This window comes from Bacillus sp. 05T21 (assembly GCF_056396785.1).
The window spans coordinates 65125-86030 of the sequence record NZ_JBFTMD010000014.1; the positions used below are offsets into that span (position 1 = coordinate 65125).

Genomic DNA, 20906 nt, shown 5'->3' on the forward strand with positions numbered 1-20906 from the left:
TTTCATTATACATTTTTGATGTAAAAGTTTGCAAAGCAGCCTGAACTACAGTTCCCTATTACTGCCCAATGCCACAACAGTTTTTATATTTCTTGCCACTACCGCATTTACATAAATCGTTGCGTCCCATTTGGTCACCTTTTACAACCGGTTTTTTCTTCGCGTCTTCGCCATCGCTTGATGGATGAACAGCTTCACCTTGAACAACTTCTTGACGCTCTAAGTTTTGCTCAATTTCAGCTTTCATAATGTAACGAGAGATTTCCTCTTCAATAGAAGCGATCATCGACTCGAACATTGCGAACCCTTCCATTTGGTATTCACGAAGTGGATCGATTTGTCCGTAAGCACGTAAATGAATACCTTCACGAAGGTGATCCATTGCATCGATATGATCTGTCCATTTCGTATCTACAACACGGAATACAACAACCTTTTCGAATTCACGCGTCTGCTCTTCAGGTAGAAGCTTCTCTCTTTCATTATAACGCTCTAACAATTTCGCGATGATTGATTCGCTCATTTCTTCTGGAGCAAGGCGACGTAACTCTTCTTCTTTTACATCTCCTTCTTCAAGAAGGTTTGTATTTAAGTAATCGACAAGACCTTTAATGCTCCAATCTTCTTCGATTTCTTCTTGCGTATGAAGTGCAACAGCACGTTCTATCGTAGATTTCATCATACCTTCAATAATACTGCGTAAGTTCTCTGAATCCATTACTTCTTGACGCTGTTTATAAATTACTTCACGTTGTTGACGAAGTACATCGTCGTATTGCAATAGCTGCTTACGTGCATCATAGTTATTTCCTTCCACACGTTTTTGCGCAGATTCTACAGCACGAGAAACCATTTTACTTTCGATTGGCTGTGAATCATCCATACCAAGGCGATCCATCATCGCTTTCATATTGTCAGAACCGAAGCGGCGCATTAGTTCGTCTTCCATTGATAAGTAGAACTGTGTTACACCAGGGTCCCCTTGACGACCAGAACGACCACGTAACTGATTATCAATACGACGACTTTCGTGACGCTCTGTACCGATAACTGCTAGGCCAACGTTTCTAATATCGTCGCCTAACTTAATATCCGTACCACGACCAGCCATATTCGTCGCAATTGTTACAGCGCCTTTCATACCAGCTTCTGCAATGATATCTGCTTCACGCGCATGGTTTTTTGCATTTAAGATATTATGACGTACACCTTTACGTGTTAACATTTTTGAAATAAGCTCTGACGTTTCAATTGCAACTGTACCAACAAGAATAGGTTGCCCTTGCTTATGACGATTTACAATATCCTCAACAACTGCATTGAATTTACCTTCCATTGATTTGAAGATTAAATCAGCACGATCATCACGAATAATATCTTTATTCGTTGGAATTACGATAACATTCATATTGTAAATACTACGGAATTCTTCTTCTTCCGTTTTCGCTGTACCAGTCATACCAGATAATTTTTCGTACATACGGAAGTAGTTTTGGAACGTAATTGTTGCAAGCGTCATACTTTCATTTTGAATTTCTACGCCTTCTTTTGCTTCAATAGCTTGATGTAAACCTTCGCTATAACGACGACCTTTCATAAGACGACCAGTGAATTGGTCTACGATTACGATTTCGCCTTCTTGTACAACATAATCTGTATCAAGGTGCATAACAACGTGTGCACGAAGCGCCTGATTAATATGGTGAAGAAGTGCTACATGTTTTAAATCGAATAAGTTATCGATATGGAAAGCTTTCTCAGCTTTCGTAATACCATCTTCTGTTAACATTACATTTTTCGTTTTCACATCAAATGAATATTCTTTTTCATTTTCTAATGTACGAACGAATGCATTTGCAAACATGTATAGCTCTGCTGATTTTTGAGCTTGTCCCGAAATAATAAGCGGCGTACGTGCTTCATCGACTAAAATAGAATCGACTTCATCGATGATAGCAAAATTAAGTGGACGCTGAACGCACTGCTCTCTATATAACACCATGTTGTCACGTAAGTAATCGAACCCAAGCTCGTTATTTGTGCTATACGTAATATCAGCAGCATAAGCAGCTTGTTTCTCTTCACGTGACATACTATTTAAGTTAATCCCTACAGTTAGGCCAAGGAACTCATGAAGTTGTCCCATTTCGCTCGCATCACGTTGCGCTAAGTATTCATTGACTGTAACAACGTGAACACCTTTTCCTGTTAATGCGTTTAAATATACAGGTAAAGTAGATGTTAACGTTTTACCTTCACCTGTTTTCATCTCAGAGATATTTCCTTCATGTAAGGCGATACCACCCATTAGCTGTACGCCATATGGACGCATTCCAAGAACACGATTCGCTGCTTCACGAACAACCGCAAAAGCTTCAGGAAGTAGATCATCTACTGTCTCACCTTTTGTTAGACGTTCTTTAAATTCAATCGTCTTTCCTTTTAATTGTTCATCAGTTAGCGGCTTAATAGATGATTCTAATGCATCAATTTGCTCCACTGTCTTCTGCATACGTTTAATTTGGCGTTGGTTGACATCAAATACCTTTTTTAAAATACCGATCATAGGAAATACGCTCCTCTTTTATTAAAATAAAACTTCCGATTGCTTTCTTTTTCTCTTTACAATCAGTCGTTATAAAAATCAAATTTATGTTATGCCAATTTTTCTCCTAATTAAAAAACTAAAATGTATAAACCTAATGATAATTGTAACACTTGTCTTATAACTATGACAACAATCGTCCAAATGTCGAGCCATAGATTCAGAAAAAGTTTTTATTTTATTTTATTTTTTCCAACAAACTACTATCTCTTCGTTACAAATTTTGTATTAAATCTAAGTAGTATTCTTTCAAGTTCTCTTTTAAAGAAGATGGCTCAATTATTTTTATAGTTTTACCAAAACTAGCTAGATATGAAATGATAAAGTTGATTTCAGCAGGCTCATAAGTTCCTATTAAATATGTATCTTCACATTCTTCCCATAATTTCATCGAAGGATATTGTTGTTGCTTGAATATCTCTATCCCMCTCGCAGTAATTGAGCATTTAAATTGAATAGCTTGTTCAGTTGCCTTCCAAAGACTATGTGCGTTATGTATATTTATATTTTCCAAATCCAGACTATCCTGAGCATCTACCATTTCTAACGACCTAATACGATCACAGCGAAACACTCGATAAGTCGCTTTATCTAAATCGTAAGCCTGACAATACCAATAACCTTTCATTGCATAAATCGAAATCGGCTGAATACGGCGCATTGTCGTTTGTTTCGGCGTTACATAGTTTATAGTTAAAGCCCTATTTTGAACAGCAGCTAACAAAATCTCTTCTAGATAACCACATTCATGTGCTTGTTCCAAATGAAAAAAGGATACTCTTTTTTGCAAGTTTTCAATTTGCTCACGCTGTTTTGACGAAACACTATCTAAAAATTTCTTATTAATGGAACGAAACGAGATTTGAAAAGGAATACTTACAAAACTACTTAGTGCCTGCATTGCAAAATAAAGTGCAAAAACTTCATGATTTGTAAATGAAATCGGTGGTAATGTCATCGTTTTTATTAAACGATACCCTCCATACCGACCATACTCTGCAAAAAGAGGTACACCCATTTCCTCTAATGATGCAATATCACGTAAAGCTGTCCTTTTTGAAATTTGAAATTCATCCATTAAATCTTTCAATGTGAATATTTGTTTTTGATTAATAAAACGTAGCATCTGATTTAAACGCTCAACTTTTTTCATAAACTCTCCCTATAGGTGCCACATATTGGCACCTTATATTTGTATAGTAATAAGTGTAAACATATATGAAGGAGGCAATACAATGAACTTTGAAGTAATCCCTTTTTTATCATTAAATGGGCAAGGTGCTAAAGCAATTGCATTTTACGAACAGTATTTAGACGCAAAAGTTTTATTTAAAAAGAATTATAAAGAAATGAAAGAAATAGATCCGAATTTCACGTATAAAGAAAGCCAAGAACATTATATTACCCATTCCGTTTTACAAATTGGCACTAATAAAATTATGATTGCAGAACAGGCAGTGGATTCCACACGCCCTTGGCAATTAAGTAATAGCTCATCATTATGCATTCAATCTAAAGATTTCCAAACCATTGAAGCACTCTATCACAATCTAATTCAACATGATGAGGTTTATATTTTAACACCCTTTGAAAAAAACTCCTTCAGCCCTGGTTACGCCATTGTGCGAGATCCTTTTGGAATAGTAATACAATTGACCGTTACAAAACATGACTTCTAAATTTCATTACGAATAAGCCATTTAAATTCATATCAATATTACAAGATAGGAAGGCAAAAACATATAAAAAAAGCGCAGCCATTTCGGCTGCGCTTTTGAATGATTATTTAGTTTCGATTAAACCATATTTCCCATCTTTACGGCCATATACAACATTAGTTTCATTTGTATCAGCATTTGTGAAGACGAAGAAACTATGTCCTAGCATATCCATTTGCAAGATCGCTTCTTCAACGTCCATCGGTTTTAAATCGAATCGTTTTGTACGTACAAGTTCTAATTCATCCTCTTCTACCGCATCCAGAACAGCTACTGCTTCTGGAAGGATAAAGTTAGTTTTCACAGAACCTTTCTCACGTAATTTACGGTTTACTTTTGTTTTATGTTTACGAATTTGTCGCTCAATTTTATCAACTACTAAATCAATCGCAGCGTACATATCACTATTTGTTTCTTCTGCACGAAGTAATAAATCTGTAAATGGAATTGTTACCTCGATGCGTTGCTTGTCAGAGTATACTTTTAAATTAACCTTAATCTCTGGGAATGTATCAAAATAACGCTCTAATTTACTTAGTTTTTTCTCTACATATTCCTTTAATGCTGGAGTTACTTCAATATTTTCACCACGAATGTTGAATTTCATAGATGAATTCCTCCTTTCAAGCCTATGTACTATAATTTCGACATTGGCTTAAAAACTCCTTCTAATTTTTTTGAAAAATTAGTGGAATTGCGATTTTTTTATCGTTTTTTGTTGAAATGAAAAGATGCATCGTTTCTATCTTTATTTTATCCTATTAACATCATGAATAACGAATGTAACTGTGGACAATTAGTTACAGAAAAGAAACAACTTTTTGACAACTTACCCACAACAAAAAAGCCCTTGTTACGAGCAAGAGCTTTCGCCATCTATATAATGCTGTTAAAAATACAGCTCTATCTTTTCCAAAAACTTAATTTTTACAGTTTCACAACATTAGCCGCTTGTGGCCCACGTGCTCCATCAACAATATCAAACTCCACTTGTTGACCTTCTTCTAACGACTTATACCCATCTTGTTGAATAGCAGAAAAATGAACAAACACATCGTCACCATCCTCACGCTCAATAAACCCAAATCCCTTTTCTGCATTGAACCATTTTACTCGTCCTTGCATGTTCATTCCATTCCCTTCACTCTTAAAATCAGGGCATTCGCCCCATATTCTGACTATAGCGAATGACAAGACTGTAAGTCAAAGAAGACCTGTCGTCTTTTTATTACCCCTTTCGACATTCACATATTAACCTCTACAAAGCGTCAAACAAGAAACCTCTCTCGCTCCTCGATCATACAAAAGGCTTCCAATTTGCCTAACAGTAATTCCTGTCGTATACACATCATCCACGATTAAAACATGTTGCTCATGAAACATCTCTTCTCCCTGAAAATAAAAAGGATTAACTCCTGATATCCTTTCTTTACGCTTCTTCTTACTTTGTTTTTCTGTTTCAATTCTTCTTAATGATGTACAAAACATTTTGATAGGCAAACAAGAAGCTAGTAACTCCGCTTGATTAAAACCACGCTCGTATTCTCGCTCTTCACTAAGAGGAACAGGAATGGCAACTGAAACATTCGCAAAATATTTTTGAAAAAGACTTCGAAAAGGCTGATGAAAAATATGCACTAATTCAGCATCTCCTCGAAATTTAAACTGTGCTAATATTTCTTTCATCGCTTCATCATACACATACAACGAACGATTTATGAGAGGCGGAAACCCCTGCTCGTTCGTCCACCTTATGCAGTCCATACAAATATCCCCGTTTTTATATTCAGCTGGTACAAGTTCTAAAGGCCGACCACACTCCTTGCAAATATCTCCTATAATATAGGAAAGTTTTTGTTCACATCTATCACATATATACTTTTTATGAAGCTTAACAAAAAAAGTGTACCAACTAATCGCATATGAAATATACTCATCACAAAGTAGACAATGCATCAATCTATCAATCCTTGTTCTTTAGCATTCTTATTCATACTTTGAATATGTTTTTTCGCACGCACCATCGCCTCTGTCTTTCCATAATGAAAATAGATAACATCTCCATGCGGTTCATCAGAGCTTCTGCCAGCACGCCCTGCAATTTGAACGAGAGCACTTTCTGAAAATATTTCTTCCTCAGCTCCTAAAACTGCAACTTGTAAATTTTTCACAGTTACTCCTCGTTCCAAAATCGTCGTTGTAACTAATAAAGGGATTTCTCCTTTTCTGAAAGCTGCTACCTTCTCTTTTCTCGCCGGATCTTCTGCATGCACACCGTCAATTTGATTGTTTAATGATTTTAATAACTAGCTAATTTCTTCTACATATCGCACATGAGGAATAAATAGAAAAATGGGGTATCGTTTCGATAAGTACAGATTTAACCATTGTAATAAAGCACGAGGAATTTTTTTACGTATAAGACCCTTTTTCCAATTTCCGCACCACTGAAATATCGGAACTGGCAATGGATGACGATGGTATCGCCCTGAAATAATAACCCCTTTTTGCTTACCACTTCGCAACTTACGCTTCCACTTTTCATCTGGAGTTGCAGTTAAATAAATACGTGCTGCCTTCTCTTTCATCGCTTCATTTACTGCATACTGCAACATCTTATCTGCATGATACGGAAAAGCATCTATCTCATCTACAATCATGACATGGAACGCCCTATAATAACGTAACAATTGATGTGTAGTTGCAACGATTAACGCCGCATCTTTTTCTCGGTCTAAACTCCCTCCGTATAAAGCAGCTACATTTATATTTGGAAACACTTCTTGTAATCTTGGTGCTAATTCAAGTACAACGTCCGTTCTCGGCGTTGCAATACAAACTCTTTCTCCCTTTTGTAGTGCCTCTGCAATTCCGCGAAACAACATTTCTGTTTTTCCAGCCCCGCACACCGCCCAAATAAAAAATGATTCTTTCTGCTTAACAGCGTCAACGACACTTTGCGCAGCTAACTCCTGACCGTCAGACAAAACGCCTTCCCACTGTAACGGATTCAAATAACTTTCTCCGCTTATTTCAGCAATCCCGCGAACAAGTACAGTACATTCACTTACCCTGCCCATCGTTATACATTTCCGGCAATACGTACATACTTCATTGCACCTTTTACATAGCAATGATACAAATAGTCGCTGCTCTATATTTCCGCAGCGCTGACACATATATTTTGAAGACTTCTTAATTACCCCTTGTACACAAACGACGTCTCGATTCCTTTTCAGATGATCCAATTTATCCTGCAAATCTGAAGAGAGTTCTTCTAACAGTAACTGTCTACCAGCTAACATCATCAATAGCCACCTCCAGCACTACTATAAATCCTTCTCTTTATCTCGTAAAAACTCAAAAAAGCCGATAACCTACTTATAAAATAGTAAGCTATCGACTTTATACACGTTTTTTATTCAATTATAAATCCTATAATCTACCGTAACCTAAGAAATGTTTTTGGTTGTAAGAGCTATTTACACTACCGTAAGTAACACCTGTTGACTCATCAGCAGCATGAATTATTTGACCGCCACCAATGTAAATTCCAACGTGAGATACGCCTTCTCTGTAAGTACCTTGTAAGAAGATAAGATCTCCTGGCTTCGCTTCAGATGCACTAATTTTTTGTACAGAGCTCCATAAGCTTCTTGTATCTTGACGACCTAAACCGTAAACATAAGAGATTAGTCCACTGCAGTCAAAACCACCATTTGAAATTGACGCACTACCCCATACATATTTTAGGCCCACTAAACCTCTAGCTTTTTCAACAACATCCTGTCTGCCACCTTGAGTATCCGGAACTGGAACTGGAGTTGGAGTTGGCTTTTTCGCTTCTTCTTTTTTAGGCTCTTCTTTTTGAGCTTGTCCAGCATTGTTTGCTGGAGCAGCTTGTTCTGCAGGCGCAGGCGCTTGCGCTGGTGCAGCTTGTTGAGCTTGTGCTTCTTTAGCAGCTTGCTCTGCTTGTTTTTGAGCAGCAGCTTCTTGTGCCGCTTTTTCTTGCGCTTCTTTTTCAGCGATTTGTTGTAATTTTAATGCCTGTTGTTCAAGCTCTTTCAATTGACCTTCCGTACTTGTCATTGTAGTTACAACTGTATCCATTTTACCACTTAAATCGTTTACTGCTGTTGCTTTTTTCTCTTTTTCAACGTCAAGTTCTTTCTTAGCAGTTTCAATTTGAGCTTGTGCTTCTTTTAATTCTTTTTGTTTTTCTTTTACTGTCTCAACATCTTTTTTCACGTTCGTTTGATCTTCTTGTTGTGTTTTCATGATATCTTCGTCAGATTCCATAATTTTAGACACAGAAGCTAAACGATCAACTAAATCTGCAACGTTTTTAGAGTTTACAAGAACTTCTGTTACAATGTTCGTATTTGGCTGTTCTTGTAGTGCAACTAAACGTTTTCTTAATAACTCTTCACGTTTTGCAATCTTTGTTTGTAGTTCTGCAATATTTTTATTTTTATTTTCGATTAATTGCTCAGTATCAGAAACTTTTTTTGTTGTTTCATCAAGTTTTGAAGCGTTCTCTTGAACAGACTTATCCAAACCTTGGATTGTTTTGTTTAAGTCATTCATTTGTTTTTGTAATTCATCACGTTCTTGTTGTTGTTTATGTAAAGTATCATTTTGTGTGTTAATTTGTGATTTCACGTCAGAAATTTTATCTTCTGCAAATACATTTGGTGTTAGCCCTGAAAACATTAACCCTGCAACTAATGCGCAAGATGCCATTTTTAGCTTTTTCATTTTATTTTTTACACCGCTTTCTTTTTTCATTTTCCGTATATAACCTATTAAAATTTATACCATAATTCGGGAGTTTTTTTGCTAATGTTACGGTTTTGTAAAATAAATGTAATATTACATTTATCTCTATAGCAAAGTATATCTAAATTTGTATATATTTGTAGAATTTTAAGAGCCTTACACCGTTTTTTATAGGATTGAAAAAAAACGTAAGGGAACCCCTTACGTTTTGAAAATACTCCAATATGAATGAAATAGAAACGTTACTTCATCCATTTCTCAGCCCAATTTTGGACCTCATCCATAACACTTTCCAACGCTTTCCCTTTATCAGTTACACCGTACTCGATTCTAACTGGTACTTCTGGATAAACATTACGAACTACAATACCTTGGCCTTCTAATTCCTTTAAACGTTCTGACAACATACGATCGCTCATATTCGGTATAATATCTGCGATTTCTCTGAAACGTTTCGGCTCTTCGAGCAAAGATTTAATAATTAAGCCAGTCCATTTCTTACTAAGCATTGTAAAAGCTGACTCAAACTTTGGACATAAACAAGAATTATGCTCCATATGTTTCACCTCTCTTCTATTATAAAATAGTTTCTTGTAAAAAGTAAGTAATAAAACTTTCCTCATTATTTAATTTTACGTACATTTTATCATTTCCAAATATTAACTTGTCAAATCTCCGTAAAATACCCGTAAAAAAACCCTCTTCAAGTAAGAGAGCTTTTATATCTTTATCACTTCGTATACCAACCTAAACCAAGCGCACCTTCACCTAAATGCGTCCCAATTACAGCCCCGAAATAACTCGTACGAATTGTAACATGAGGGTATATCTCTTCTAATTCTTGTTTCCATTCATTAGCTTCCTCTTCACGATTCGCATGAATAATAACAGCTTCCATAGGCACACCTTTATTTGCCTGCTCATCAAAGATTTCAACGATACGCTTTAACGCTTTTTTACGCGTACGAATTTTTTCGAATGGAATAATTACTTTATCTCTAAAGTATAATACTGGTTTTACTTGTAACAAACTACCAATGAAAGCTTGTGCACTATTTAATCTTCCACCACGTTGTAAATGATGTAAATCATCCACTACAAAATAAGCATCCATCGTTTGCTTCATTTCATCAAAGCGAGCGATAATCTCTTCTGGGGCTTTCCCTTCACTTACTAATTCCGCCCCTTCACGCACGTAAAACCCTTGTACTTCACAACTAATTTCAGAGTCGTACGTATATACATCAATACCATCTACCATCTGTCCAGCTGCCGTTGCTGTTTGATATGTACCACTAATTCCACTGGAAAGGTGAATGCTAATAACTGCATCATATTCTTTAGATAACTCTTCATATAACTCTAAAAACTTTCCAATTGCTGGTTGCGAAGTTTTCGGAAGTTCTTCTTGTTCACGTACTTTTATATAAAAATCATTTGCTGAAACTTCAGCCTCTTCTTGATAAGATTCCGTTCCAAACACAACGTTTAATGGAATCATATATATATTGAGTTCGTCACGAATATGCTTCGGTATATATGCTGTACTATCGGTAACAATAGCTGTTTTCATTTTCGTACCTGCCTTATAAAAAATTTTTATCCCCTAATTTTACACGAAAACTAGAAAAGGTGCATCCATACATAAAAATGCCGGCTAGAAACTACAATCACTCGCTCGACAAATTACAACAAAAAGATAAAATACTCACCAAAAATTTCAACATATTTGTAAAAAATGTTTGAATATAAAAACGCTCGCTTTTAAAATGTAAAGTACTAGTTATTTTGAAAGATAGGGGCGTATACCATTGTTATTACAATATTTAACAATCAAAGGCTATGGAGAGCACGAAATTGTGATTCAAAAATCAAGATTCATTTGCTATGTGAATCGCGCCACAACGGAAGAGGAAGCTCAAGCATTTATACAAAAAATAAAAAAACAGCATTGGAATGCAACACATAATTGTTCCGCATATTTAATCGGTGAACAAGATCAAATTCAAAAGGCAAACGATGACGGCGAACCGAGCGGCACAGCTGGTGTACCTATGTTAGAAGTATTAAAAAAGCGAGGTCTAAAGGATACTGTCGTTGTCGCCACGCGCTATTTTGGTGGCATTAAACTTGGTGCTGGTGGATTAATTCGCGCATATGGAAAATGTACAAGTGAAGGACTTAATCACGTAGGCGTTGTTGAGCGAAAACTAATGCGCGTTATGGAAACAGAAATTGATTACACATTGCTTGGCAAAGTTGAAAATGAATTACGTAATTCAGAATATAACATTAAAGATATACATTATCTAGAAAACGTCACATTCGATACGTATGTAGAAGAAAATCGAAAACAAACATTTACAGATTGGATGATTGAATTAACAAACGGGAAGTGTACAATTAAAGAAGGAGATATGTTGTACTTAGAACAAGGTGTTATCTAAGAATAGCTAACGTCTCACCTTTAAAGATTAATGTAGTGAATTAATTCCCTACAAATGAACTAAGGAGATTATATATGGAAGAACGTTATTATCATCTCCAAAATAGCCGAATAAAAAAGAAACGTAGAAGAAAGTTTTTCTTCTTTCTTATTTTCGTATTTTTATTTGGTAGCGTAGGACTTTATATGTTAAATTCCTACACTTCTCTCATGGGGATGTACAGTGGATTTAGCCGTGAAAAATCTAAATTACGAGCAGAAGATGTGGAAATCACAAAAAAACCTTTCACAATACTAATTATGGGTATTGAGGATTACGCAACAGATGGTCAAAACGGCAGAACAGATTCACTCATGTTCGCGACAGTTAATCCAAACTCAAAAAAGGTTTCACTTATGAGTATCCCACGCGATTCTCGTGTTAAGATTGTTGGCAAAAATAAAGAAGACAAAATTAACGCTGCCCATGCTTACGGTGGAGAAAAAATGGCAATCGACACCGTCGAAGAGTTTTTAAAAGTTCCTGTTGATCATTATATTAAAATTGATTTCCAAGGATTTAAAGGTATCGTTGATGCTGTTGACGGTATTACCGTTGATGTCCCCTTCGATTTCTGGGAACGCTCTGACGTGGATTACTATAAAAAAATCCAATTTAAACAAGGTCAACAGAACTTAAATGGTGAAGAAGCACTCGCATACGTCCGTATGCGAAAGCAAGATCCTAACGGTGATTATGGTCGAGCTGCTAGACAAAGACAAGTACTGGCTGCTGTTGCCCAAAAGCTAAACTCTGCTTCTACCGTATTTAAAATTAAAGATTTAACAAAGGTAGTTGGAAAATATATGAAAACCGATATTCCTATTTCAGACGGACTTGCTCTTTACAATAAAATCTCTGGATTCGACCCTTCTACAATACAAACGTTAAAACTTGAAGGAGAAGACAGAAAAATTGGCGGTATTTATTACTTCCTTCCAGATCCAATCAGTGTAGAGACTGTACGTAACGAAATTGAAAAGGAAATAGGAGAAAAAGCAAAAGTTCCAACAGAGACTACGAAAAATGAGAATACAAATTCCGATTCAAATTCTAACTCCAGCGCAAAAGCAAAGAAGGAGCCGAGTGAGAACAAAACACCACCGCCTCCTCCCCCTTCTACAAATGCTCATGCAGAGTGGATTATGAGGAATCATGAATAAAAAAAGAGCCAAATCGTATACGATTTGGCTCTTTTTATTTCACGCAATTGTTGTTACTTCTTAAAGTGTTGTAAAATCGCTTCTACAATACGCTCAGACGCACGGCCATCACCGTAAGGGTTAGATGCTTTCGTCATCTTATCATGAGCTTCTTTATCAGATAACAACTCATCAGCAAGACCAAAGATTGTCTCTTCATCTGTTCCTGCTAATTTCAACGTACCTGCTTCGATACCTTCTGGGCGTTCCGTCGTATCACGAAGGACAAGGACTGGCACACCTAGTGATGGTGCTTCCTCTTGTACACCACCAGAATCAGTTAACATTAAGTATGAACGAGCTGCAACGTTATGGAAATCAATTACATCTAACGGCTCAATTAAATGAATACGACTATGCTCGCCTAAAATATCATTCGCTATTTCGCGAACAACAGGATTCATATGAACAGGGTATACAACTTGTACATCTTCGTGCTTATCAACAAGACGCTTAATTGCACGGAACATATTGCGCATTGGTTCTCCTAAATTTTCACGACGGTGTGCTGTCATAAGTACAAGACGATCATTTCCAAGTTTCTCTAACACCGAATGGCTATAAGTTTCTTTTACAGTTGTCTTCAGTGCATCGATCGCTGTATTTCCTGTTACGAAAATGCGTGACTCATCTTTATTTTCTTTTTGTAAGTTCGTTGCTGATTTTGTTGTAGGTGAGAAATGAAGATCCGCCATTACACCTGTTAGTTGGCGATTCATCTCTTCTGGATATGGAGAATACTTATCCCATGTACGAAGTCCTGCTTCAACATGTCCTACTGGAATTTGATTATAGAAAGCAGCTAAGCTTGCAATAAATGTCGTCGTTGTATCACCATGCACAAGTACGATATCAGGCTTCGCTTCTTTCATTACTTTATCTAAACCTTCTAAACCACGTGTTGTAATATCGATTAACGTTTGACGATCTTTCATGATATTCAAATCGAAATCTGGCGTAATTCCAAAGATATTTAATACTTGATCTAACATTTGACGGTGTTGTGCTGTTACAGTCACAATTGATTCAATCTTTTCTGGGTGCTTTTGCAACTCTAATACAAGAGGTGCCATTTTAATAGCTTCTGGTCGTGTCCCGAAAATTGTCATTACTTTTAAACGTTCAGTCATTTCATTGCCTCTTTTCTTTCACTAGTTAAAACTTCTATTATCGCATATAAAAATATGCATGTGAAAATACATTTTTTAACGCGCCTGAGAAACATTACTATTACAGACGTCTTTTCGCCCAACTGAGTAATAATCTAATCCATGCTTCTCGGCATCCTCATTAGTATAACAATTTCTCCCATCAAATAGAATAGATTCCCTCATAAGCTGTGCATACTTTTCGAGCGGATAATTTCGAATTGATTCCCATTCTGTTACGATAAAAACTGCATGCGCCTCTCTAATCGATTCATCTATACACTCAGCGTACCGTATCGTATTTCCAAATAAACTTCTTACATTTTGAATAGCTTGCGGGTCATATAAAACCACATCCGCACCCATATTAATTAATTCTTCTATTATAATAAGAGATGGCGCTTCCCTAATATCGTCAGTATTCGGTTTGAATGCTGCACCAAGAACCGCAATTCGCTTCTTCTTCATATCTATAATTTTCTTCGCTTTTTCAACTAACAACAACTGTTGTTTATTATTCACTTCAATGACCGCTTTCAACAAGCGAAAATCATGAGAAACATTCCCTGCAATTTGCACAAGTGCTTTCGTATCTTTTGGAAAACAAGATCCTCCATATCCGATGCCTGCATTTAAAAAAGATGCACCAATTCTCTTATCCATCCCCATCCCTGTAGCTACATCTACTATATCTGCACCCACTTGCTCACATATATTAGAAATTTCATTAATAAAACTAATCTTCGTAGCTAAAAAAGCATTAGATGCATATTTAATCATCTCAGCACTTCGAATATCTGTAATATACGTTTGTAAGCTTAATTTACTGTACAAATTCTCTACTTTCCTTGCTTTTTCTTCACTACATGCTCCAATTACGATACGATCACCCTGAAAAAAATCATAAATACCAGAACCTTCTCTTAAAAACTCTGGATTCGATACAATATATAATTCATGTCTACCTTGTAGTTTATCCTCAATCCATTCTCTCATTACATCATTTGTCCCTACAGGAACCGTACTTTTCGTAACAACAATAATATCGTTATTCACATATGTTCCAATATCATCACAAGCGCTACGAATATACGTTAAATCTGCTGTTCCATCTAATAAAGATGGCGTTCCAACTGCAATAAATATAAACTCTACATCATTAAATGCCGCTGATTTACTTGCTGTAAAAGTTAAATGATTATTCTCGTATGCTTCATTTATTAATTCATTTAATCCACATTCATAAATAGGTAACTCGCCTTGTTTAATCCGTTCAATTTTCCCACTATTTATATCGAAACATGTGACTGAATGTCCCAATCTCGCCAATCCTACTCCTGTAATCAATCCAACATATCCGGTACCTATTATCGTAATTTTCATTTTTTCGCACAGGAATATACATAAGAAAATATACGAATACATAGAACTCCCCCTGTGCTTCCCCCTCTCACACTAAGAATGAGAAAACTCTTTCACTTCTTTATTATATGAATCGTTTTTTTATTATTTTTTAAGATTTTGTAAAGTTAAATGATGCAATATATACAAAATGTAAATTCCCACAATTTAACACGGAACTTACTCATTTTACGTGCAACACTTATAATACTGAAACAAAAGTCATCGCTATATGAGAGGGGAGTACAATGTCATATTACAAGCCACAATATGAGATCAATCTTCTCAAAGGACACAACATTCCATATCCAATTGTCATATATTCTATTCACTCCCCTTTACAGCCAAAAGAAAAAAAGATTGAATTCTAATCTTTTTGTGATACCATATGTTATGAGCCTGTAAATAAACATCATAATTTTCAGATAAATACGATTGAAAAAATTACGTTAAACTATAAAGGGTGGGGTATTAATGGACTCACAAGTGATTTATGCCATTTTGGCATCTTTCATCACTGTACTCGTCGTTACTCCTTTAGTTATTAAATTAGCTTTCAAAATAGGAGCAACAGACAAGCCAAATGCGCGTAAAGTACACCAAAAAATTATGCCTCGTCTTGGCGGGTTAGCAATTTTCATCGGTGTAGCCGTAGGATTTGTTGTCGGTGGATTGTACGAACAAAGAATGTTATCGATAACTTTAGGTGCTATCATCATTGTTATCATTGGGATTTTAGATGATATGTACGAACTATCTGCGAGGGTAAAATTCGGTGGACAACTATTAGTTGCCATCATGATTGTAAAAAGTGGATTATTAGTGCAAGTATTATATATTCCAATTCTTGGAGATACTGAACTCGGATGGCTTGCTTATCCAATTACTGTATTTTGGATTGTAGGTATTACAAATGCCATCAACTTAATTGATGGATTAGATGGATTATCCGCAGGGATTTCATCTATCGTACTTGCAACGCTAGCATATATGGCCTTCACTAGCCCATGGGGTACTGGAGCAGCTATTATATTACCTCTAGCACTGATTACATTAGCAAGTACAATTGGATTTTTATTCTACAACTTCCATCCAGCAAAAATTTTCATGGGAGATACAGGAGCACTATTTTTAGGATACTGTATTTCTGTTATATCGTTACTTGGATTATACAAAAGCGTAACGTTATTCAGCTTTATCGTTCCAATTATTATTTTAGGTGTACCTATATTTGATACGACGTTTGCAATTATCCGCCGTATCGTAAATAAAAAGCCTATTTCAGCACCTGATAAGTCGCATTTACATCACCGTTTACTTGCAATGGGATTCTCTCATCGTAAAACGGTACTAATTATTTACGCATTGGGTATTTTCTTTAGTGTAAATGCAATTATTTTCAGTAGTGCAACATTATGGTTATCCATTATTCTTCTTTTCATTTTAATCTTCTTTACAGAAATCATTGCTGAAGTAATCGGTCTTGTACACGAACGTTACAAACCAATTATTTCCTTCTATAAAAAAGTGAAAAAACGCGAAGACTAATTGTAGTATAGCCTTTACTCTTATGAAATATTCAAATAGCATCCTCTTTTCATAAGAGGATGCTATTTTTTATTTTTTAATCCTTATTCCCCATTTCCAAAATATAGATTGTTTGAGAGTCCCTCTATTGGAGAAAGATATACGTATAACGAAAAAAGTATCAAATTTTCATTTTTACATCTTGATTGTCAAACTGAGGGTGAATGTTATGATCAAGCGATTACTTCAATGTATAATTTTATTTTTAACTATTACTATGTACGCATCATCGAATACAAAAGCTACTACAGACATTCAAGTAAAAGATTACCAAAGTACTCAAACTACCTCTCCTACAACAAAAATTGCGTACTTAACATTTGATGACGGACCAAATAAATACACACCACAAATTTTAAATATTTTAAAAGAGAAGAACGGAAAAGCAACTTTCTTCGTTATTGGCGGAAAGGTGCCACATTATAAAAAAACGATGGAGCGATTGATTAAAGATGGGCATTATATCGGTCTCCATAGTATGTCGCATGATGTAAAACGTCTTTATACTGGCGATCCATCTGTTTTAATTGCAGAAATGGAGCAAACCCAAAGCATTGTCCAGCAAGTTACACATTTAAATACACATCTCGTTCGGGTCCCATACGGTAGCATGCCTTACTTAAAAAAGAATTACCGTGACGCACTCGTATCGGCCCAGTATAAAATGTGGGATTGGACAATTGATACATATGACTGGAAAAGCTATGATAATCCTTCCGCAATACTAGAAAGAGTACGAAATCAAAGCGATGAACAAGTAGAGGTTATTTTAATGCATGATTCTAGTGTCACAGTGCAAATACTCCCAAAAGTAATTGATTATTTACACTCACAAGGATATAAACTACTTCCCTACAATCCATCTTCCCATCTCGAAGTGAATTTTTGGAAAGACACAAGATTGTAACGGCTTTAGTGCCTATGTACTAAAGCTGTTTTACCCCGCGTTAACGGGCAATTGGTGAAGGCTAATAATCAGTGGGAATGAACAAAAACCCCACTGATTAAAGTTTCACTTTATTTTTCTCTTCCCACACTTCTCATTTTTGTGTAAAATTTTAAATAGTGATGAAGTTTCGAGGTGAATAGAAATGAAACGAATAGATCTCATTTTTAACGCAATACAAAAAGGGAATTATACAGAAGGTATAACAGCATCAGAAATCGCTACACTTCTACAGTTAGACCGTGCAAATGTTAGTAGCGATTTAAACAAGCTTGTGAAAGATAATCGTTTATTAAAAACGAGTACACGCCCTGTCCGTTTTTATATAGAAACGAACTCTTCATTGGAAACGCATTCAACAAAGGGCACTTCATTAGATACATTTGCTATTGAAAATACAAGCCTAAAAATTGCAATTGAAAAAGCAAAAGCTTCTATTCTCTATCCTCCAAACGGTATGCATACTTTACTACTTGGAGAAACGGGTGTCGGAAAATCGATGTTCGCTTCTTTAATGCACGAATACGCAATTGAAGTGGAACAACTTCCAAAAGATGCACCTTTTATCGTCTTTAACTGTGCTGATTATGCAAACAATCCACAACTACTACTTGGACAGTTATTTGGGATAAAAAAAGGAGCTTACACAGGTGCCAGTGATCAAAAAGGGTTAATTGAAAAAGCACATGAAGGAATCCTCTTCTTAGATGAAGTACATCGCCTTCCTCCAGAAGGACAAGAGATGCTCTTCACATTTATTGATCGCGGAGTATACCGCCGCCTTGGAGAAACGGAAAATGAACGTAAGGCACGAGTATTGATTATTACTGCAACAACCGAAGAACCGAATTCATTTTTATTAAAAACATTTACAAGACGTATTCCGATGACCGTTACGCTTCCACCACTTCGTGAGCGAACACATAAAGAACGGTTTGCTTTACTACAGCTATTTTTCACAAATGAAGCAATTCGTCTAAGGAAAGAGATTCATGTTAGTCCAAATACAATGCGTGCTTTCGTCTTTTACAATTGTCCAAATAACATCGGCCAATTGAAAACGGACGTACAAATTGCCTGTGCAAAAGCTTATTCTGATTTCGTAACAAAAAAACGTGATTCTGTCTGTGTTTCAAGTACAGATTTACCTTGGTATATGAAAGAAGGATTATTTATTGAAAGAAAGAGCCGTCATCTATATCAAATACCAAATGAAACATTTGTATTTACAGGTGATGAAGGTTGGAGTAAACATACAATAAAACCCGAAGGAAGTCGCTCTTCTATTTACGATTATATTGATTATAAATATGAAGAACTTCAAGCACGCGGCATTGAAGAGGAAGAATTAGAATTACTAATAGAAAATGATATTCAAAGCTTTTTCGTCCAATACTTTAACCAAATATCTAAAAAAACAAGTCATGAAAATGTTTTTAAAATTGTGGATCGTAATATCGTTTCCGTATGTGAAAAAATTGCGGAACTAGCTGAAAAATATTTATCTAAAACTTTCGATGAAAAAGTATTTCTCGCTTTAAGTTTACATGTACAGACAACTCTACAACGTTTACAGGGCGGGAAACAAATTCACCACCCACAATTAAATCAAATTCGTACGAAATATAAAGAAGCTTTTTCCGTAGCTATGCAATGTATTCAGCTATTAGAAGAAGAATTACAAATAACAATACCTATTGATGAAGCTGGCTTTTTAACAATGTTCTTCGTTGTTGATCCAATTCCTGCCTCACAAACAGAAGTAAAAGTATTAATATTAGCACACGGTAATGGCATCGCAACAGAAATGGCAAACGTTGCAAACGAACTTCTCGGTATTGATGAAGTAACTGGTATCGATATGCCCTTGCATGAATCACCAAAAGACTTCTTAGAGCGTGTTAAAGTGTATATGAAAACACTTCAAAATGTAAACGGGCTTCTCTTACTTGTTGATATGGGATCTCTCGCTTATATTGGTGATATATTAGAAACTGAATTCAAAATCCCTGTACGTGTTCTTTCCATGACGAGTACACCACACGCACTAGAAGCAGCTCGAAAAGCTCAGCTTGGCTATTCATTAGATGCACTATACGAAACAGTGAAGAACTTAACGCCGTTCTATTTAAACGTACAGGAAGAAAAGAAAAAGCCACTATCGCCAATGAAATCCGTGATTTTAACAGCTTGTTTAACCGGCGAAGGAAGTGCTTTAGCAATTCAAAAAATGTTAGAGAACTATTTACGCTTTGATAAAGACTTAATTGAAATTATTCCGATTAGCATCGTTCATGAAAAAGATTTAACGAAAATGATTGAGAACATAAAAAAAGAGCGTAATATCATTTGTATCGTCACGAATTTCGATATGCAAATACCTTGCTTAACATATCATTTCCAAGACATTGTGAACTACACAGCTATTCAACCAATTCAAGAATTGATTACGTATGAAGAAACCTATGCAAAAATGGCTGATATTCTTGAACAACAAATGCAGCGTAACGATGGAGCATTACTTATTAAAACGATTCGTTATGCATTAAATACAATTCAAGAATTGATTTCTTTACAGCTAACTCCCGACAGTTTAATGGGTGTGATTTTGCATATGAGCTGCATGGTTGACCGTCTTCAAAAAGGCGAAAGTCTCCTCCCTCATCCTGATAAAGAGAAACGAAGACAAGATGAGTACTGGATGTATATGAAAGTGAAAAAAGCATTGCAACCTATTGAAAATACATTTGAAATACAAATCCCAGATGACGAAGTATTTTATATAATGGACTTCTTCATTAAAAATCAGCCTGTAAAAAATTAAACTAGGCAGTTTTTTAAATATATCGACCGTAACGCGAATTATATCAGCGATTTTTCAAATATATCGGCGTAACCCGGATTATATCAGCGATTTTTCAAATATATCGACGTAACCCGGATTATATCAGCGATTTTCAAAATATATCGATTTACTGACAATAATCGCTAAAATTTGCACCTTATAGCAGAAAAGGCTGTTCCAAAATGTTTT

At 35.8% G+C, this 20906-nt stretch carries 15 protein-coding genes and 2 pseudogenes; 6 read left to right on the plus strand and 11 right to left on the minus strand.

Annotated elements, in window-relative coordinates; all coding sequences use genetic code 11:
* Positions 1-58: 58 nt before the first annotated feature.
* Together secA and AC1DKZ_RS21405 are read right to left on the minus strand one after the other, a co-directional pair.
* Complete coding sequence (gene secA / locus AC1DKZ_RS21400) at positions 59-2566, minus strand: preprotein translocase subunit SecA (RefSeq protein ID WP_002034761.1); 2508 nt, start codon at positions 2564-2566, stop codon at positions 59-61.
* A 253-nt stretch (positions 2567-2819) separates the two neighbouring features.
* A complete protein-coding gene (locus AC1DKZ_RS21405) occupies positions 2820-3758 on the minus strand; it encodes a helix-turn-helix transcriptional regulator (RefSeq protein WP_476997003.1) in 939 nt (312 codons plus the stop codon).
* 82 nt (positions 3759-3840) lie between these two features.
* On the opposite strand from AC1DKZ_RS21405, the gene AC1DKZ_RS21410 reads away from it, so the two are divergent.
* Positions 3841-4284: a VOC family protein gene (locus AC1DKZ_RS21410; protein WP_002139133.1), complete on the plus strand. Its 444-nt coding sequence runs from the start codon at positions 3841-3843 to the stop codon at positions 4282-4284.
* Between the two features lie 103 nt (positions 4285-4387).
* Here the strand turns inward: AC1DKZ_RS21410 and hpf are convergent, their stop codons facing one another.
* The 7 genes and pseudogenes from hpf to AC1DKZ_RS21445 all read right to left on the minus strand — a co-directional run bounded on the left by hpf (position 4388) and on the right by AC1DKZ_RS21445 (position 10675).
* On the minus strand, positions 4388-4930 hold the full coding sequence (hpf, locus tag AC1DKZ_RS21415) for a ribosome hibernation-promoting factor, HPF/YfiA family (protein WP_002034758.1): 543 nt from the start codon (positions 4928-4930) through the stop codon (positions 4388-4390).
* Between the two features lie 320 nt (positions 4931-5250).
* Positions 5251-5448 carry a cold shock protein CspC gene (gene cspC, locus AC1DKZ_RS21420; protein WP_001990088.1) on the minus strand — a complete coding sequence of 66 codons (198 nt, stop codon included), beginning with the start codon at positions 5446-5448 and terminating at the stop codon, positions 5251-5253.
* 126 nt (positions 5449-5574) lie between these two features.
* Complete coding sequence (locus AC1DKZ_RS21425) at positions 5575-6279, minus strand: ComF family protein (protein ID WP_107887211.1); 705 nt, start codon at positions 6277-6279, stop codon at positions 5575-5577.
* A pseudogene (gene comFA, locus AC1DKZ_RS21430) lies at positions 6279-7628 on the minus strand (ATP-dependent helicase ComFA). The gene AC1DKZ_RS21425 and the pseudogene comFA overlap by 1 nt, the downstream one beginning before the upstream one ends.
* A gap of 130 nt (positions 7629-7758) precedes the next feature.
* Positions 7759-9223 (minus strand): annotated as a pseudogene (locus AC1DKZ_RS21435) (C40 family peptidase).
* A 121-nt stretch (positions 9224-9344) separates the two neighbouring features.
* Positions 9345-9659: a winged helix-turn-helix transcriptional regulator gene (locus AC1DKZ_RS21440; RefSeq protein WP_476997004.1), complete on the minus strand. Its 315-nt coding sequence runs from the start codon at positions 9657-9659 to the stop codon at positions 9345-9347.
* A 173-nt stretch (positions 9660-9832) separates the two neighbouring features.
* The gene (locus AC1DKZ_RS21445) at positions 9833-10675 is read right to left on the minus strand and encodes a DegV family protein (protein WP_107887209.1); all 843 of its coding nucleotides are present in this window, start codon (positions 10673-10675) and stop codon (positions 9833-9835) included.
* Between the two features lie 238 nt (positions 10676-10913).
* On the opposite strand from AC1DKZ_RS21445, the gene AC1DKZ_RS21450 reads away from it, so the two are divergent.
* Together AC1DKZ_RS21450 and AC1DKZ_RS21455 are read left to right on the plus strand one after the other, a co-directional pair.
* A complete protein-coding gene (locus AC1DKZ_RS21450) occupies positions 10914-11549 on the plus strand; it encodes a YigZ family protein (protein ID WP_107887208.1) in 636 nt (211 codons plus the stop codon).
* 74 nt (positions 11550-11623) lie between these two features.
* Complete coding sequence (locus AC1DKZ_RS21455) at positions 11624-12751, plus strand: LCP family protein (RefSeq protein WP_476997005.1); 1128 nt, start codon at positions 11624-11626, stop codon at positions 12749-12751.
* A 53-nt stretch (positions 12752-12804) separates the two neighbouring features.
* Here AC1DKZ_RS21455 and wecB read toward each other — a convergent pair whose 3' ends face one another.
* Entirely contained in the window at positions 12805-13920 is a 1116-nt protein-coding gene (gene wecB / locus AC1DKZ_RS21460; RefSeq protein WP_002034751.1) for a non-hydrolyzing UDP-N-acetylglucosamine 2-epimerase, read from the minus strand.
* Between the two features lie 75 nt (positions 13921-13995).
* Positions 13996-15363 (minus strand): UDP-glucose dehydrogenase family protein, encoded by a 1368-nt coding sequence (locus AC1DKZ_RS21465; protein WP_476997006.1) that lies wholly within the window; start codon positions 15361-15363, stop codon positions 13996-13998.
* 450 nt (positions 15364-15813) lie between these two features.
* On the opposite strand from AC1DKZ_RS21465, the gene AC1DKZ_RS21470 reads away from it, so the two are divergent.
* From AC1DKZ_RS21470 to AC1DKZ_RS21480, 3 genes are all read left to right on the plus strand, one after another.
* Positions 15814-16887 carry a glycosyltransferase family 4 protein gene (locus tag AC1DKZ_RS21470; RefSeq protein WP_002068377.1) on the plus strand — a complete coding sequence of 358 codons (1074 nt, stop codon included), beginning with the start codon at positions 15814-15816 and terminating at the stop codon, positions 16885-16887.
* Positions 16888-17095: 208 nt separating this feature from the next.
* Positions 17096-17833 (plus strand): polysaccharide deacetylase family protein, encoded by a 738-nt coding sequence (locus AC1DKZ_RS21475; protein WP_107887206.1) that lies wholly within the window; start codon positions 17096-17098, stop codon positions 17831-17833.
* 184 nt (positions 17834-18017) lie between these two features.
* The gene (locus AC1DKZ_RS21480; RefSeq protein ID WP_107887205.1) at positions 18018-20696 is read left to right on the plus strand and encodes a sigma-54-dependent transcriptional regulator; all 2679 of its coding nucleotides are present in this window, start codon (positions 18018-18020) and stop codon (positions 20694-20696) included.
* The last annotated feature ends 210 nt before the right edge of the window (positions 20697-20906 follow it).